Origin of the sequence: Streptomyces sp. NPDC101776, assembly GCF_044766845.1 — a bacterium.
Classification (GTDB): Bacteria; Actinomycetota; Actinomycetes; order Streptomycetales; family Streptomycetaceae; genus Streptomyces.
The window spans coordinates 341848-356707 of sequence record NZ_JBIWMV010000002.1 but is presented as its reverse complement, the minus strand read 5'-3'; the positions used below and the strand labels follow the sequence as shown (position 1 = coordinate 356707).

Genomic DNA, 14860 nt, shown 5'->3' with positions numbered 1-14860 from the left:
CCGTGCCGCCCGATCAAGTCGTGCTCTCGGGACGGGGTTTCTTCTGCCAAGGATAGGTGGGGCGCCGTCCAGGCGGGGTGATGGCGGACGGGGCCGGTTCCTCGGTTGCGGGGCGGGAGCGCGGGGGCTCCGGCCAGGTCTGGCGGCCCGTCGCGGCGTCGGCGGGCGGGGCTTCGGGCCACGGTGGCGTCGTGTGCTCCGACTTCGTCCAGTGCCGCAGGGCGCCCGCCTCCACGTCTATCTGGGCGCTCAGTGTGTCCAGGTCGTCCTCCGCGAAGCGGCCGGCGCGGTCGCGGGCCGCCCAGCGCAGTGAGTCCGCCGACTTCGTGATGCGCTCGGTGCGCTCGCGCAGGGCGGGCAGCCGCTCGGCGAGCGTCCCGCGGTCCGGCTCGGACTCCAGTCGCCTGAGTTCGCCGTCGAGTTCGCGGCCGTGCGCGCTGAGCCGCTCGAAGAGGCCCAGGGACTCCTTCAGGGACTCGTCCTCGGTCACGCCCGCGTGCAGCGCGTCCTGGGTCGCGCGCATCGACGTCCGCAGCGCGAGCCGGAGTTGGGCCACCTGTCCCTGCGGGCCGGGCTGGGCGAAGGACTTGGCGCGCAGGGTGTGGTCCTCGACCGAGCGCCGGGCCTGCGCGACCGTACGGTCGACGCCTCGTTTGGCCGCGCCGACCGCCTTGACCGCCGCATAGCCGCCTACGACCACGAACAGCAGGAAGAGAAGGGCGAAGACTGCGATCACGGCTTCCAACGCTCCTCCACCGGCTCCGGGCGGCGCACGCCGCGCCGCTCTTCAACGGTAAACGCAAAGGGCAGGCCCGGAGTTCCAAAAGAACCCCGAACCTGCCCGTAGGGGACTACCCCGAGGCACTCACCCCGGACGGCCCCAGCGCTGTGCCGAACTACGCCGGAACGATGTTGACCAGCTTCGGCGCCCGCACGATGACCTTGCGGATGCCCGCGCCCTCCAGCGCGGCGACGACCTTCTCGTCGGCCAGCGCGACCTTCTCCAGCTCGGCGTCGGAGATCGTCGGCGAGACCTCCAGGCGTGCCTTGACCTTGCCCTTGATCTGCACGACGCAGGTCACGCTCTCGTCCACGACGTACGCCGGGTCGGCGACCGGGAAGTCCTGGTGGACGACCGTGTCGGTGCGGCCCAGCTTGCGCCACAGCTCCTCGGCGATGTGCGGGGCCAGCGGCGCGACCAGCAGCACCAGCGACTCGGCGACGGAACGCGGCACCGCGCCGCCCGCCTTCGTCAGCTGGTTGTTCAGCTCGGTGATCTTGGCGATGGCCGTGTTGAAGCGCAGCCCCTGCAGGTCCTGGCGGACACCGTCGATCGCCTTGTGCAGGGCACGCAGCGTCTCCACAGCGATGTCGGCGTCCGGGACGTCGACGACCGTGACCTCACCGGTGTTCTCGTCGACGACGTTGCGCCACAGCCGCTGCAGCAGCCGGTACTGGCCCACCACCGCGCGCGTGTCCCACGGCCGGGACACGTCCAGCGGGCCCATGGCCATCTCGTACAGGCGCAGCGTGTCGGCGCCGTACTCGTCGCAGATCTCGTCCGGAGTGACCGCGTTCTTCAGGGACTTGCCCATCTTGCCCAGCAGCCGGGAGACCTTCTCGCCCTGGTAGAAGTAGGCGCCGTCGCGCTCCTCGACCTCGGCGGCCGACACCGGGAAGCCGCGGCTGTCCCGGTAGACGTAGGCCTGGATCATGCCCTGGTTGAACAGCTTGTGGAACGGCTCCGGGGACGAGATGTGCCCCAGGTCGAACAGCACCTTGGACCAGAAACGCGCGTACAGCAGGTGCAGTACGGCGTGCTCGGCGCCGCCGACGTACAGGTCGACGCCGCCGTGCGGCATGCCCGCGCGGGGGCCCATCCAGTACTGCTCGATGGCCGGGTCGACCAGCTTCTGGTCGTTGTGCGGGTCCAGGTAACGCAGTTCGTACCAACAGGAACCGGCCCAGTTCGGCATGGTGTTGGTCTCGCGGCGGTACTTCTGGGGGCCGCGGCCGTCGCCCAGGTCCAGGGTGACGGCGACCCAGTCCTCGTTGCGGGACAGGGGCGTCTCCGGGGACGTGTTCGCGTCGTCCGGGTCGAAGGTGCGCGGCGAGTAGTCCTCGACCTCCGGCAGCTCCAGGGGCAGCATCGACTCGGGCAGCGAGTGCGCGATGCCGTCCTCGTCGTAGACGATCGGGAAGGGCTCGCCCCAGTAGCGCTGGCGGCTGAACAGCCAGTCGCGCAGGCGGAAGTTGACGGTGCCCTCGCCGATGCCCTTGCGGGCCAGCCACTCCGTGATGCGGGCCTTGGCCTCGGCGACGGGCAGGCCGTCCAGGGAGATGTCGTCGTTCGAGGAGTTGACGATCTTCGCGTCGTACGACCCGAAGGCGTTCTCCCACGTGGACGTGTCGGTACCGCGGCCGTCGGTCGGCTCGACGATGCAGTGGATCGGCAGCTCGAAGGCGCGCGCGAAGTCGAAGTCGCGCTGGTCGCCCGCCGGGACGGCCATGATCGCGCCGGTGCCGTAGCCCATCAGTACGTAGTCGGCGATGAAGACGGGGATGCGGTCGCCGTTGACCGGGTTGGTCGCGTACGCGCCGGTGAAGACACCGGTCTTGTCCTTGGCCTCGGCCTGGCGCTCCACGTCGGACTTGGTACCGGCCTGCGCGCGGTACGCGGCGACGGCCTCCACAGGGGTGGCGTGCCCCCCGGTCCACACGTCGTGGGTGCCCTCGGGCCAGGCGCCCGGGGTGAACCTGTCGACCAGCGGGTGCTCGGGCGCCAGCACCATGTAGGTCGCGCCGAACAGGGTGTCGGGGCGCGTGGTGAAGACGGTGATGTTCTCGCCGTCGACCGGGAAGTCGACGCGGGCGCCCTCGGAGCGGCCGATCCAGTTGCGCTGCTGCAGCTTGATGGCCTCGGGCCAGTCCAGCTCCTCCAGGTCCGCCAGCAGCCGGTCGGCGTAGGCGGTGATGCGCATGTTCCACTGGCGCAGCTTGGCCTTGAAGACGGGGAAGTTGCCGCGCTCGGAGCGGCCGTCGGCGGTGACCTCCTCGTTGGCCAGGACCGTGCCCAGGCCGGGGCACCAGTTGACCGGCGCCTCGGAGGCGTACGCCAGGCGGAACTCGCCCAGGACGTCGGCGCGTTCGCCGGCGGTCAGGTCCGGCCACGCGCGCGTGTGCCCCGGTACGGCACGCTCACCGGACTCGAACTGGGCGATCAGCTCGGCGATCGGGCGGGCCGTGTCGGCCTCGTCGTCGTACCAGGAGTTGAAGATCTGCAGGAAGATCCACTGGGTCCACTTGTAGTACTCCGGGTCGATCGTGGCGAACGACCGGCGCTTGTCGTGGCCCAGGCCCAGCGCGCGCAGCTGCGACTTCATGTTGTCGATGGCGGCGACGGTGGTGATCCGGGGGTGCTCGCCCGTCTGGACGGCGTGCTGCTCGGCCGGCAGACCGAAGGCGTCGAAACCCAGGGTGTGCAGTACGTTGTGGCCGGTCATCCGTTGGAACCGGGCGAACACATCGGTGGCGATGTAGCCCAGGGGGTGGCCGACGTGCAGGCCCGTACCGGAGGGGTACGGGAACATGTCCATGATGAACTTCTTGGGGCGGGCGGCCAGTTCGGGGTCGCCGGCCAGGTCACCGGTCGGGTTGGGCGCCTCGTAGGTGCCCTCGGCGTCCCAGAAGTCCTGCCAGCGTGCCTCGATGTCCGCGGCCATGGCGGCCGTGTAGCGGTGCGGCGCGACCACCTCGGCGGCGACAGCGGGGTTCGTCTCGCTCATGATCCTCAAAGCTCCATCGATCGTCTCTGCCAGCGGCTGCGGGAAATGAAAAATCCCCTCGCACAGGAGGGGACGCCGCGCCGATTCCGACCTCACCGGTCACCGGTGGTCGGGACTCATCAGCGCGGCTCGCTAAGCAGAAGGCGTACGGCACGCATGGCATGAGGGTACCGCAGCGCTTGAGCACAACGCGACGCGCTTCCGTATCACCCTTGGCACCCCTGACCGCACCGGCCGACACTGAACCAAGTTCAAGGACTACCTTCGCGTACCACCCACTACGGGACATCACAGCAAGCGCATTGTCGTTTGATAACAACGCAATAACTCAAACCTCGTACCCACCGGTATGGAGCCACTTAGAGTTCGGCAGCGGGACCGCTTTCCCGATACTGCTCGGAGTTGCCCCCATGAACGCTCGTCGTAGTACCAGTTCGCTCCCCAAGCCGGGCCGTTCGGCCTACGGCGTGGTGAGCCTCGTCGTCCTGCTCTTCATACCCGTGTTCGTGCTGCTCGGAGGCAGCCGGGTACAGGACTTCCTCAACTTCGGTGCGGGCGTCCTCTCGCTCGTCTCCCTCACCTGCTCGGTGATCTGGGGGCTGGTCGCCCAGGACCGGGTCATCCTCAACATCCGCCAGCGGATCGTGGCCCAGGGCATCCACCGCGTGACCGCCGTCGGCTCGATCGCGTTCCTCGTGATTCACATCACGGTCAAACTGGCGCTCGACCACACCGTCCTGATCGCCGCGCTGATCCCGTTCAGCCTCGGCGTGACGGGCAGCGCCGGACTCATCGGCCTCGGCTCCCTGGCCGGTCTGCTCATGATCTTCGTGGGCATCACCGGCGCCCTGCGCAACCAGTTCGCGTCCCCGGCGCCGGTGGCCGCCCGCTGGCGCGCGATGCACATGCTGGCCTACCCGGCCTGGTGCGCGGCGCTGGTCCACGGCCTGTTCGCGGGCCGCGCGGCGAAGCCGTTCTTCATGATCTCGTACGAGCTGTGCCTGGTCGGGGTCGCCGCGGCCCTCGCCCTGCGCTCGGCACCCCGCCCCATCAAGCGGAAGTTCGCCGACAAGGCCGCGATGCTCCTGGGCAACGGGGAGCGGCCGGGTCTCGACGAACTCGACGCGAGCCGGGGCCGCGTGGCCGAGTCCGCGCTGCCGGGCTACGAGAGCCGGCGTCCGGCCGAGGGCCGACGCGGCGGGCCGCAGCCCTCGTTCACGGAGACCGGGTCGGTCCCGCGCGTGGACCCGATCGCCGCGCAGTACGAGACGAGGTCCATGACCCCGGTCGCCGACACGAACGGCTTCGCGGCCGCCTACCGCACCGCCACGCCGGAGTCCACCGGGCAGATGCCGTACGTCACCGACCAGAACTCGCGCATGAACGTGCCCATGGACATGCAGAACACGCAGGCCGTCCCGCGCGCGGACAACGGCGGCAGCACTTCCGGGACCTGGCCCGTCCCGTCGCCGCCGCCGGTCGGCGAGGCGCCCCCGTCGGCCTACGATCCGCTCCAGGACACCGGGTACAACATCCCGACATACAACAACAACGCGGGCACGGGCGGGTACGGCGAGGGATACGTCTACCCCACCGGTGAGTCGAACGGCACCTCCGGTACGTACAACCCCAATGACACGTACAACAGCGGTCCCGCCACTGATCAAACGCCCAACGCTTCGTACGACTTCGACGCGCAGGGCGGCTCGGGCGAACCTTGGAACACGCCTTCCGGAGGCTATAGGTGAACGAGGCCCTGCCCGACGTCCCAGAAGTCCGCGTCGTCGGGCTTCCTCAGCTCACGTCGGGCTTCGACCTTGTCGAGAGACTCGACCTGCCCATGCACCTGAAGGTGCACGGGCCGCTCGAACCGATGGGCGGGGAGCAGCTCGCGAAGCTCTCCGAGGCCATCAACCTGAAGGGCCGCGGCGGCGCGGGCTTCCCCTTCCACAAGAAGCTCCGGTCGGTCGCCGAGGCGGCGATCAAACGCGGTGTACGACCAGTCGTCGTCGTCAACGGCAGTGAGGACGAACCGGCCTGCCGCAAGGACACGGTGCTCATCAACCGTGCCCCGCACCTCATCCTGGACGGCGCGCTGCTGGTCGCCGAAGCCCTGGGTGCCCGCACGCTCGTGGTGGGGGTCACCCGGGAGTCGACACAGCGCTCCATGGAGGCCGCGCTCTCGGAGCGCGGCCTGAGCAACACCCGCCGCTCGGCGCTGAAGGCGTTCGTCCAGCGCAACCCGGTCCGCATGGTCACCGGCGCCGCCGCGTCTCTGATCCGCTCGATCGACGGCGGCCCGGCGATCCCGCCCGGCCGCAAGGTCAGCGCCTCCCAGAACGGCGTCGGCGGCGTCCCCACCCTGCTGTCGAACGCCGAGACCTTCGCCCAACTCGCCATCGCCGCCCGCATCGGACCCGAGCGCTACGGCAACACCGGTCTCTACGACGAGCCCGGCACCGTCATGCTCACGGTCTCCGGGGCGGTCGCGCGCCCCATGGTGCTGGAGGTCCCCACAGGTGTACCGCTGCGCTACGTCCTGCAGCTGGCCGGCGCCCCGCCGGTCCCCCAGGGAGTGCTGACGGGCGGTTACCACGGCAAGTGGATCGACGCGGCGACGGTCAACGAGGCGATCGTCTCCCGCAACTCCCTGGACGCGGTGGGCGGTGCGCTCGGCGCGGGCGCCATCATGCCGATCACCCAGGAGACCTGCCCCCTGGGCGAGTCACTGCGCGTGGCCCAGTGGCTGGCCGACGAGAGCGCGGGACAGTGCGGTCCCTGCTACCTCGGTCTGCCCGCCGCCGCGCGCGGCATGGAGGACATCCTCAACGGCGGCGGCCCGGCCGCCCTGGAGGCGCTGAAGCAGGTCGCCAAGGCCGTGAAGCGGCGCGGTGCGTGCTCGCACCCCGACGGCTCCGCGATGTTCCTGGAATCGACCATCAAGGCGTTCACGGACGACCTCGCCGCCCACGTCCTCGGAAACGGCTGCGGAAGGCCCGTGGAGGGCGTTCTGCCGCTCTTCGAGGGCGGCCAGCTCCCCGCGGGCATCACGAGCGGCGCGGAGGCCGAGGACAACGGCCCCAGCCGTCAGAAGATCTACGTCGACTGGACGCTGTGCCGGGGCCACGGTCTGTGCGCGGACATTCTCCCGGAGGTGTTCGAACTCGGCGCCGACGGCTTCCCCACCGTCGCGCAGGCCCAGGTGCCGCGTTACGCGGAGGCGAAGGCGCTCCGCGCGGTACGCCGTTGCCCGGCGCTCGCCCTCCGTCTGGAGGAGGAGACCGCACGGGACAAGGGGCCCGCGCGCAACCTGCCGGTCCTCTCCCAGGGCCGCGGCCGGCGGGCCCTGGGCCGCTGAGCACACGAACAGCGGGCCGCCTTCTCAAGAAGAGGGCGGCCCGCTGTTCCGTGAACGGCCCCAACTCCCCCTGAGCGCACCGAAGGCGGGTCATCCCATCGGATGACCCGCCTTCGACTTCTGTGGAGCTAAGGAGAATTGAACTCCTGACCTCCTGCATGCCATGCAGGCGCTCTACCAACTGAGCTATAGCCCCGCGCAGTGTGCTACCAGGTCTCCCCGGCTGCGACGCAAACATTACCGGTGGACCCTCTGGACCACCAAATCGTTTCCGTCCCCGTCATCGTGACCGTGATCGCCGGGACCTCCTCGCGGGGTCCCGGCCGGGGTCAAGCGGTGACGAAGGAATAGAACCGTTTCAACGTGCAGTGCTCTTCCAGGAGTCGACCGTAGATCGGCTCGCCCTCGAGTTCGCGGTACGTCTCGATCGGGTCGCCTTTTATGATCAGCGCCCGCGCGCACTCCTCGCACCAGTACTGGTAGTCGGGATTCACCGGTTCCATGTCACGGACGATCGGCGTCCCACTGCCGCACCAGTCGCACTTTCGCCTGTGTGCACCCATCGATCAGCTCCAGCTGTGGCCGCAGGCCGTGCACACGTAGGAAACTCCGCCGTTGTCACCGAGGACTTGGGCCACGTGGGCGGAACCGCAGGAAGGGCAGCTCAGGCGGGTGATCGTATCCCGTATCAACGCCGCATCGAAGAGGTGGTCGACCTCCTCGATGATGCTCGCAGGCATCGCTACTCCCTCCCGTCGGGCCGCGCCCCCTTCCGGCCGTTTGATTCTGCCACGGCCGGACCAATACGGTCAGCGACGCCTTCGTACCAGTCCGGACACGGCACCCACCGCGGCCGTCCCCGCCAGCGCGAACATGCACGCCAAAAGCGCCTTCGCAGAGGTATACGCCCCCGGGGCCCCAAGTGACTCAAGCCGGTTCAAGAACAGTGTGCCGAAAACCGCGACTCCGAGGAGCTGACCCAGCTGCGCGACCGTGGACAGCAGACCGCTGGCGTCCGCCGCGTCCTCGGGCCGCACGGTCGCCAGGGCCCGGGTCAGCGTCGGGCTGAAGGCGAGCGCGAGCCCGGCCCCCACGCCGACGTACGCCACGTACAGTACGGCTCCGCCGCGGTCGCCGCCTTCGAACGCCAGGCCGACTCCCGCGACGGCGGGCATCGTGATCACGAAACCGAGCGGGGTCAGCGCCCGCTGCCAGGCCGCCGGCCACCGGCGCCAGGTCAGGCCGACCGCCCCGAAGACGACCGCGGTCGGCGCGAAGGTGAGCCCCGCGCGCAACGCGCTGAAGCCGAGGCCGCCCTGGACGTGCAAGGTGAGCGCGAACAGGAAACCGGCGTTGACGGCCATCACGGCCAGGATCCGGAAGACCGCCAGACCCATGCCGGGGTGACGCAGCACACGCGGTGCGATCAGCGGGGCGCCCCCGCGCCGGGCGAGCCGGGACTCGTAGCCGCAGAACGCCGCGAAGAGCACCGCCGCCGCGATCAGCGACAGCCACGACCACAGCGGCCAGCCCTCCTCCTGTCCCAGCACCAGCGGCACCGTCAGCAGCGAGACGGCCGAGGCGAGCAGCACCAGACCCGGCACGTCGAAGGCCCGCGCGCGCTCCGGCTCCGCCCCGCCCTCGCGCGGGAGCACGCGCCTGCCGACGAACAGGAGTACGACCCCCACGGGCACGTTGACGAGGAACACCGGCCGCCAGCCCGTGCCGAAAAGGTCGGCGCTGACTAGGACGCCGCCGAGGATCTGGCCGGCCGCGGCGCCGACGGCGATGACCGCCGAGTACACACCGAGCGCCCGCATCCGGGCCTCGCCGATGAAGTTCCGCTGGATCAGGCTGAGCACCTGCGGGATCATCAGCGCCGAGCCGCACCCCTGGATCAGGCGGAACACGATCAGCTCGGTCGAGCCCTGGGCCAGGCCGCAGGCGAGCGAGGCGGCGGTGAAGAGGGCGAGCCCGGCGAGATGGACCCGGGCGTGACCGAGCCGGTCGCCGAGCCGGGCGCCGGTGATCAGCAGCACCGAGTACGTGATGGTGTAGCCGGCGATCACCAGCTGCAGGTCGGCGCCGGACGCGTGGAGTTCGGTGCCGATGGTGGGGGCGGCGACGTTGACGATGAACACGTCGAGCAGCGCCATGAACAGGGCCGCGAGCAGGACCGCGAGCATCGGCCCACGGCGATTGTCAGTGCCAGGGTCTTTACTGGTGGCAGGAGTTGGAACGGGGGCGGAATCCGGTTCCGTCCGGGGTGTCGTCGTCATGCGATCGAGCGTGGGGGCGCTCCGGTACGGGTGCCGAGAGCCCACCGATGCTGGTACCGACAGCACCTGGCAGGGACCAACTCGGGCGTCGAACATGGGGGATGTGACGATGAGGATGGGGACGACACAGCGCCGCCGACCTGAGCTGGCCGCGTTTCTGCGCAGCAGGCGCGCCCGGGTGACACCGCACGACGTCGGCATGCCGCCGGGTTTCCGTCGGCGTACGCCGGGACTGCGCCGCGAGGAGGTCGCGCAGCTCTCCGGAGTGGGCGTCACCTGGTACACGTGGCTCGAACAGGGGCGCCCGATCAACGCCTCCGCACAGGTGCTGGACGCCGTGGCGCGCACGCTCAGGCTCGACGCGCCGGAGCGCGAGCATCTGTACCACCTGGCCGAGGTGCCGTACGCGCATCAGCCGGAGGTGATCGCACAGTCGGTGGGGCCGGAGATCCAGGGCATCCTCGACGCCCTCGATCCGCGCCCGGCGGTGGTCTACAACGCGCGCTACGACATCCTCGCCACCAACGCCCCCTACCGGACGGTGTTCTGGCTGGAGCCGCTGTCGCCGGGCCCGATGCCGAACGCGCTGTGGAAGCTGTTCACGGTGCCGGAGGAGGAGTGCCCGCTGCTGTACCGGGAGACGGAACTGCCGGTGATGGTGGCGACGTTGCGCTCGACCTACGGAGTACATACCGGCGAGCCCGTCTGGGAGGACTTCATACGCGGGCTGTCGGCGGCGAGTCCGCTCTTCGCGCGGCTGTGGAAGAGGGGGGACGTGGCGGAGCCGGGGCGGCGGGTGAAGACGTTCCGGCACGAGGAGGTGGGCGAGATGCGGATGACGTCGGTGTCGCTGTCGGTCAACGGCATGCCGGAGTGCCGGATCGTGGTCTACACCCCGGCCGACGAGGAGACTCGGCGGCGCACGGAGGCGCTGACAGCGACGAAAAAATCCCACCCCTGAAAGGGATGGGATCTCATCGATTCGATCGTGGACGACTCTCGATCCTTGACAACTCAAGAGTGTCGATCTGTGGAGCTAAGGAGAATTGAACTCCTGACCTCCTGCATGCCATGCAGGCGCTCTACCAACTGAGCTATAGCCCCGTCTGTTCTTCCCGCTCGGCGGGCGAACAAGAAGAACTTTAGCCTGCGACCTGCCGGAAAGTGAAATCCGGGGTCGAGGCCCTGGAGGGCCGCTCAGTCGTCGTCGCCGAGCACCGGTTCCGGGAGTGTGCCGGCGTTGTGTTCCAGCAGGCGCCAGCCGCGGGCGCCCTCGCCGAGCACGGACCAGCAGCAGTTGGAGAGGCCGCCGAGACTCTCCCAGTGCTGGGACTCCAGACCGAGGAGACGTCCGATGGTGGTGCGGATGGTTCCGCCGTGGCTGACCACCACGAGGGTGCCGTCCTCGGGCAGCTTCTCGGCGTGCCGCAGCACGACGGGGGCGGCCCGGTCGGCGACCTCGCTCTCCAGTTCACCGCCGCCGCGGCGGACCGGCTCCCCGCGCTTCCACGCGGCGTACTCCGCGCCGTGGCGGGAGATGATCTCCTCGTGCGTCAGCCCCTGCCAGACGCCCGCGTAGGTCTCCCGCAGGCCCTCGTCGTGAGTGATGTCGAGGTCGGTGAGGGCGGCCAGCTCGGCGGCCGTGTTCGCCGCCCGCTTCAGGTCGGAGGCGACGATCGCGTCCGGCTTGAGGGAGGCCAGCAGCCGGGCGGCGCGGCGGGCCTGGCCGACGCCGGTCTCGGTGAGCTCGACGTCCGTGGTGCCCTGGAAGCGGCGCTCCACGTTCCACGCGGTCTGGCCGTGCCGCCACAGGATGACGCGGCGGCCCCGGCCCGCCTTGCGGCCGTCCGCGCCGGCGGTCACCGCACCTCCCCGTACTCCGAGAGGTCCTCCTCGGCCTGCAGCTTGGCGTGCTCGGCAGCCTTGCCGCGGGTGGCCTTCGCCTCGGCGGGGAGGTCCAGCTCGGGGCAGTCCTTCCACAGCCGCTCCAGGGCGTAGAAGACGCGCTCCTCGCTGTGCTGGACGTGGACGACGATGTCGACGTAGTCGAGCAGGATCCAGCGGGCGTCACGGTCGCCCTCGCGGCGCACCGGCTTCGCGCCGAGTTCCTTGTTCAGCCGCTCCTCGATCTCGTCGACGATCGACTTGACCTGACGGTCGTTGGGAGCGGAGGCCAGCAGGAAGGCGTCCGTGATCGACAGCACATCGCTGACGTCGTAGGCGATGATGTCGTGCGCGAGCTTGTCGGCGGCCGCCTGGGCGGCGGCGGAGATGAGCTCGATGGAGCGGTCAGTGGCGGTCACTACGCGGCTTTCGGTCGGCGGTCAACAGACCTCAAGGGTCTCACGGACCGCGGACGGGCCCCCACGCGAATAACGGATCATGCCCCGGAGGCCGCCCCGGACACCGACTGCGGCCTCCGGGGCGTGCTCTCCGTCACGAGGACGACGACGGCTTGTAGTCGGTGCCCAGGATCACCGAGACATCCGCGTTCGCGGCGACTGTGCCCTTGGTCACGGTGCTGGTGGGCAGGCCCAGGGTCTTGGCGACCTCGGTGGCGTTCTCCTTGTCGGCCGCGTCGGAGTACGTGATCTTGGACGTGGCCGAGGTCCCTGATGCGGTGCCGGCCTCCAGGAAGGTGAAGCCGCCGTTGAGGAGGACGACGCGGGCCTTCTCGGTGTCGTCCTTGACGCCGGTGGCGTTCTGGACGGCGACCCGGACCGCCGAACCCTCGTCGGGGCTCTTCGCGGTGCCGCCGAGGATGTCCTTGACGACACTGGCCGAGGCCTGCGCGGTCAGGGTGCCGTCGTTCTGGACGGGCAGCAGGGCCGTCTTGTAGTCGCCGCTCTTGGCGAGGTCGGCGAGCTTGGCGAGGAAGGTGCCGAGGTCCTTGTCGGTCAGGGGCGGGTCCAGGATCTGGGCCAGTGTCTGCACGGTGGTGGTCGCCGCCGTCGGGTCCGAGGTCAGCTGGCGCAGCACGCCCTGCATGACCTGGCCGAACCGCTCCAACTGCGCGTTCTGGGCCTCGCCGGACGCGCGGTAGGTGGCGTAGGCGACGGCCATCTTGCCGCTGAGGGTCTGGTCCTTGCCCTTGTGGACGAGGGGCGCGGCGCTCTTCTTCGTCGCGGCCGGGTCGGGCACGTCGGCGTTGGTGTCGAGGTCGATGTTGCCGACGAGGTCGACCAGGTTCTGCAGGTAGGGGGTGTCGAGGCGCCAGGTGCCCTCGATGTCGGTGCCGAGGACGGTGTTGAGCTGGTCGACGGTCCCGGAGGTGCCGTCGTCGTCGACCGACTTGGCCAGCGTCGTGGTGTTGCCGTCGTCGTCCGTGAGGGCGAGGGAGTTGGGCAGCAGCACGGTGGTGCCCTGCTTCAGGGTGGTGTTGTCGACGAGCAGCACCGAAGAGGTGCCGCCCTTCGAGGTGTTGTGCAGGTGGACGACGATCACGTCACGGTTCTGGGCGCCCGCGGCCGTCGTGGTGCCCGCCTTCGAGGCGGACGAGGACACTCCGGGGAGCTTCCCGGCGTACCAGAGGTAGCCGACGCCGCCGGACACGACCAGCGCGAGGACCACGACGAGGGCGACCACGCGGCCTCGGGCGCGGCGCTTGGCCTCCTCGCGGCGCTCGGTGCGGTTCTCGGTGAAGTTCAGCCAGTCGATGACGTCCTCGGAGTCACCGGCCGGCTCCTCCACGAAGGCGAACTGCTCGGTGCGGTAGTCCTGTTCACCCGCGGCCGGGGCTTTCGGGGCTTCCGTGTCCTCGGCCGGGCCGCCCTGCTGCGGGATGTAGGCGGTCTGCTCGGCGACCCGGGGCTGCTGTCCGCTGCTCGCGGTCTGCCCGTAGGGGTCGTAGGCCGTCGTGGTGCCGGTGGCGTACGGGTCGTAGCCGGACTGGGGCGCCTGCCGGCTGTCGTAGGCCCGCTGGGCGCCCGTGTCGTAGTCGGGCGTCTGCTGAGTGCCTGTCGCGTACGGGTCGTAGGCGTAGCCCTGCTGTTGCTGCTGCCCGTACGGGTCGTACGGCTGCTGCTGCGGGGGCTGTTGGGTCCCCTGGGCCGGGACCTGCCGGTAGACAGGCTGGTTGTACTCGTCGTAGCCGACGAGCTCGTACTGGTCGCCGCCGTACCCGGCGTCGTATCGGTCGTTCACCGGTGCCCCTCTCGGCTCACTCGCCGCGGTACAGCTCGCGCTTGTCGATATAGCGCACGACTCCGTCGGGCACCAGGTACCAGACGGGATCACCCTTCGCGACTCTCGCACGGCAGTCTGTGGAGGAGATGGCCAGCGCGGGAACCTCGACCAGCGAGACGCCGCCCTCCGGGAGACCGGGGTCGGTCAGCGTGTGGCCGGGGCGGGTGACCCCGATGAAGTGCGCGAGGGAGAAGAGTTCCTCCGCGTCCCGCCAGGTCAGGATCGCGCCGAGGGCGTCGGCGCCGGTGATGAAGAAGAGGTCCGCGTCGGGGTTGAGCGCCCGCAGGTCGCGCAGGGTGTCCGTGGTGTAGGTGGGGCCGCCGCGGTCGATGTCGATCCGGCTCACCGAGAACTGGGGGTTCTCGGCGGTCGCGATGACCGTCATCAGGTAGCGGTCCTCGGCGAGCGCGACCTTGCGGTCGGTCTTCTGCCACGGCTGGCCGGTCGGGACGAAGATCACCTCGTCCAGGTGGAACTGCGCGGCGACCTCACTGGCCGCCACGAGGTGTCCGTGATGGATCGGGTCGAACGTTCCGCCCATGACGCCGAGCCGGCGCTTGCCGGGGTTCGACGGGCCGTTGTTGCGCGGGCCGTTCACCATTCGGATCTCCGTGCCGCGCGTCGTGTCGTTCGCCGGACCGGTAGGCATGTCCTGCTCTCCCATGCGTGCAGACCCTACCGGCCCGGTGTGAAGACCCCGGGACCCGTCCGGTGGACAGAAGGGACAGACCCTAGCGGTCGCGGTTGAAGCGGGTGGTGATCCACAGCAGGAGCATGAGGAGGACGAACGCGCCGCCACCGGTGATGATCGGCTGGAGGCTCTCGTGGTTGCCCCCGCCCTCCCCCTCGGCGGCAAGAGTGACCAACTGGGCAACAGTGCCGTGGTAGCTCATCTTCAGCAGAACCTATCCGGTGTGGGCGGGATAAAGATGTCGGCCCATCGTAAGCGGGCACGCCTACGGCGATCACGCCGACTCCGCCATTGGGGACATGGGCAGAACACGGGCGGAACACGACCCGGTACGCGACAGGGAACTCGACGGGCGTCTCAGTCGTCCTTCTGTTTGTACCCGCGCAGCAGGAACCACGCGGTCAGGATGCAGCCGAGGAACATCACGATCAGTACGACCCTGAGCAGATCCCCCGACCCTTGCCGGGGGGCGGCGCTCGCGGCCTCTGCGAGCCAGGCGGCTGCGGAATGGGGCTCCATGCGTTGACTCCTTCGCTGTACTGCCCGTCCACGGTATCTCCGC

At 69.7% G+C, this 14860-nt stretch carries 14 protein-coding genes and 2 tRNA genes; 3 read left to right on the top strand and 13 right to left on the bottom strand.

What is annotated here, in order from left to right; all coding sequences use genetic code 11:
- Positions 1 to 13 precede the first annotated feature (13 nt).
- Complete coding sequence (locus ACIRRY_RS07385) at positions 14 to 745, bottom strand: hypothetical protein (RefSeq protein ID WP_403968906.1); 732 nt, start codon at positions 743 to 745, stop codon at positions 14 to 16.
- A gap of 151 nt (positions 746 to 896) precedes the next feature.
- Positions 897 to 3785 (bottom strand): leucine--tRNA ligase, encoded by a 2889-nt coding sequence (gene leuS / locus ACIRRY_RS07380; protein WP_403968904.1) that lies wholly within the window; start codon positions 3783 to 3785, stop codon positions 897 to 899.
- Positions 3786 to 4195: 410 nt separating this feature from the next.
- Here leuS and ACIRRY_RS07375 point away from each other — a divergent pair, with 410 nt between their 5' ends.
- Together ACIRRY_RS07375 and ACIRRY_RS07370 are read left to right on the top strand one after the other, a co-directional pair.
- Entirely contained in the window at positions 4196 to 5533 is a 1338-nt protein-coding gene (locus ACIRRY_RS07375; protein WP_403968903.1) for a cytochrome b/b6 domain-containing protein, read from the top strand.
- A complete protein-coding gene (locus ACIRRY_RS07370; RefSeq protein ID WP_403968901.1) occupies positions 5530 to 7143 on the top strand; it encodes an NADH-ubiquinone oxidoreductase-F iron-sulfur binding region domain-containing protein in 1614 nt (537 codons plus the stop codon). The genes ACIRRY_RS07375 and ACIRRY_RS07370 overlap by 4 nt, the downstream gene beginning before the upstream one ends.
- Before the next feature lie 123 nt (positions 7144 to 7266).
- Here the strand turns inward: ACIRRY_RS07370 and ACIRRY_RS07365 are convergent.
- The 4 genes from ACIRRY_RS07365 to ACIRRY_RS07350 all read right to left on the bottom strand — a co-directional run bounded on the left by ACIRRY_RS07365 (position 7267) and on the right by ACIRRY_RS07350 (position 9329).
- Positions 7267 to 7339 (bottom strand) — tRNA-Ala (locus tag ACIRRY_RS07365).
- Positions 7340 to 7472: 133 nt separating this feature from the next.
- Positions 7473 to 7706 (bottom strand): hypothetical protein, encoded by a 234-nt coding sequence (locus tag ACIRRY_RS07360; protein ID WP_003976229.1) that lies wholly within the window; start codon positions 7704 to 7706, stop codon positions 7473 to 7475.
- Positions 7707 to 7709: 3 nt separating this feature from the next.
- Positions 7710 to 7883 (bottom strand): hypothetical protein, encoded by a 174-nt coding sequence (locus ACIRRY_RS07355; protein WP_019063265.1) that lies wholly within the window; start codon positions 7881 to 7883, stop codon positions 7710 to 7712.
- A gap of 69 nt (positions 7884 to 7952) precedes the next feature.
- Positions 7953 to 9329 (bottom strand): MFS transporter, encoded by a 1377-nt coding sequence (locus ACIRRY_RS07350; protein WP_403968899.1) that lies wholly within the window; start codon positions 9327 to 9329, stop codon positions 7953 to 7955.
- Positions 9330 to 9537: 208 nt separating this feature from the next.
- Here ACIRRY_RS07350 and ACIRRY_RS07345 point away from each other — a divergent pair, with 208 nt between their 5' ends.
- Positions 9538 to 10383 carry a helix-turn-helix transcriptional regulator gene (locus tag ACIRRY_RS07345; protein WP_403968897.1) on the top strand — a complete coding sequence of 282 codons (846 nt, stop codon included), beginning with the start codon at positions 9538 to 9540 and terminating at the stop codon, positions 10381 to 10383.
- Between the two features lie 70 nt (positions 10384 to 10453).
- Here the strand turns inward: ACIRRY_RS07345 and ACIRRY_RS07340 are convergent.
- From ACIRRY_RS07340 to ACIRRY_RS07310, 7 genes are all read right to left on the bottom strand, one after another.
- Positions 10454 to 10526 (bottom strand) — tRNA-Ala (locus tag ACIRRY_RS07340).
- A gap of 93 nt (positions 10527 to 10619) precedes the next feature.
- The gene (locus ACIRRY_RS07335) at positions 10620 to 11285 is read right to left on the bottom strand and encodes a histidine phosphatase family protein (protein ID WP_403968896.1); all 666 of its coding nucleotides are present in this window, start codon (positions 11283 to 11285) and stop codon (positions 10620 to 10622) included.
- Positions 11282 to 11725, bottom strand: coding sequence for a ribosome silencing factor (gene rsfS / locus ACIRRY_RS07330; RefSeq protein ID WP_403968894.1), 444 nt, complete (start codon positions 11723 to 11725; stop codon positions 11282 to 11284). Before rsfS ends, ACIRRY_RS07335 begins: the two co-directional genes overlap by 4 nt.
- Positions 11726 to 11858: 133 nt before the next feature.
- Positions 11859 to 13565 carry an LCP family protein gene (locus ACIRRY_RS07325; protein ID WP_403968892.1) on the bottom strand — a complete coding sequence of 569 codons (1707 nt, stop codon included), beginning with the start codon at positions 13563 to 13565 and terminating at the stop codon, positions 11859 to 11861.
- 16 nt (positions 13566 to 13581) lie between these two features.
- Positions 13582 to 14271, bottom strand: a complete 690-nt coding sequence (nadD, locus tag ACIRRY_RS07320; protein ID WP_200686132.1) for a nicotinate-nucleotide adenylyltransferase — start codon at positions 14269 to 14271, stop codon at positions 13582 to 13584.
- 67 nt (positions 14272 to 14338) lie between these two features.
- A complete protein-coding gene (locus ACIRRY_RS07315; RefSeq protein WP_403968890.1) occupies positions 14339 to 14500 on the bottom strand; it encodes a hypothetical protein in 162 nt (53 codons plus the stop codon).
- A 155-nt stretch (positions 14501 to 14655) separates the two neighbouring features.
- Positions 14656 to 14817, bottom strand: a complete 162-nt coding sequence (locus ACIRRY_RS07310) for a hypothetical protein (RefSeq protein ID WP_033285921.1) — start codon at positions 14815 to 14817, stop codon at positions 14656 to 14658.
- Positions 14818 to 14860 lie beyond the last annotated feature (43 nt).

Bases quoted from the DNA above. Each gene is read 5' to 3' on its own strand.
- ACIRRY_RS07350 (WP_403968899.1), bottom strand. From the start codon at position 9,329: ATGCTCGCGGTCCTGCTCGCGGCCCTGTTCATGGCGCTGCTCGACGTG.
- ACIRRY_RS07360 (WP_003976229.1), bottom strand. From the start codon at position 7,706: ATGGGTGCACACAGGCGAAAGTGCGACTGGTGCGGCAGTGGGACGCCG.
- ACIRRY_RS07345 (WP_403968897.1), top strand. From the start codon at position 9,538: ATGGGGACGACACAGCGCCGCCGACCTGAGCTGGCCGCGTTTCTGCGC.
- leuS (WP_403968904.1), bottom strand. From the start codon at position 3,785: ATGAGCGAGACGAACCCCGCTGTCGCCGCCGAGGTGGTCGCGCCGCAC.
- ACIRRY_RS07310 (WP_033285921.1), bottom strand. From the start codon at position 14,817: ATGGAGCCCCATTCCGCAGCCGCCTGGCTCGCAGAGGCCGCGAGCGCC.
- ACIRRY_RS07315 (WP_403968890.1), bottom strand. From the start codon at position 14,500: ATGAGCTACCACGGCACTGTTGCCCAGTTGGTCACTCTTGCCGCCGAG.
- ACIRRY_RS07355 (WP_019063265.1), bottom strand. From the start codon at position 7,883: ATGCCTGCGAGCATCATCGAGGAGGTCGACCACCTCTTCGATGCGGCG.
- nadD (WP_200686132.1), bottom strand. From the start codon at position 14,271: ATGGGAGAGCAGGACATGCCTACCGGTCCGGCGAACGACACGACGCGC.
- ACIRRY_RS07375 (WP_403968903.1), top strand. From the start codon at position 4,196: ATGAACGCTCGTCGTAGTACCAGTTCGCTCCCCAAGCCGGGCCGTTCG.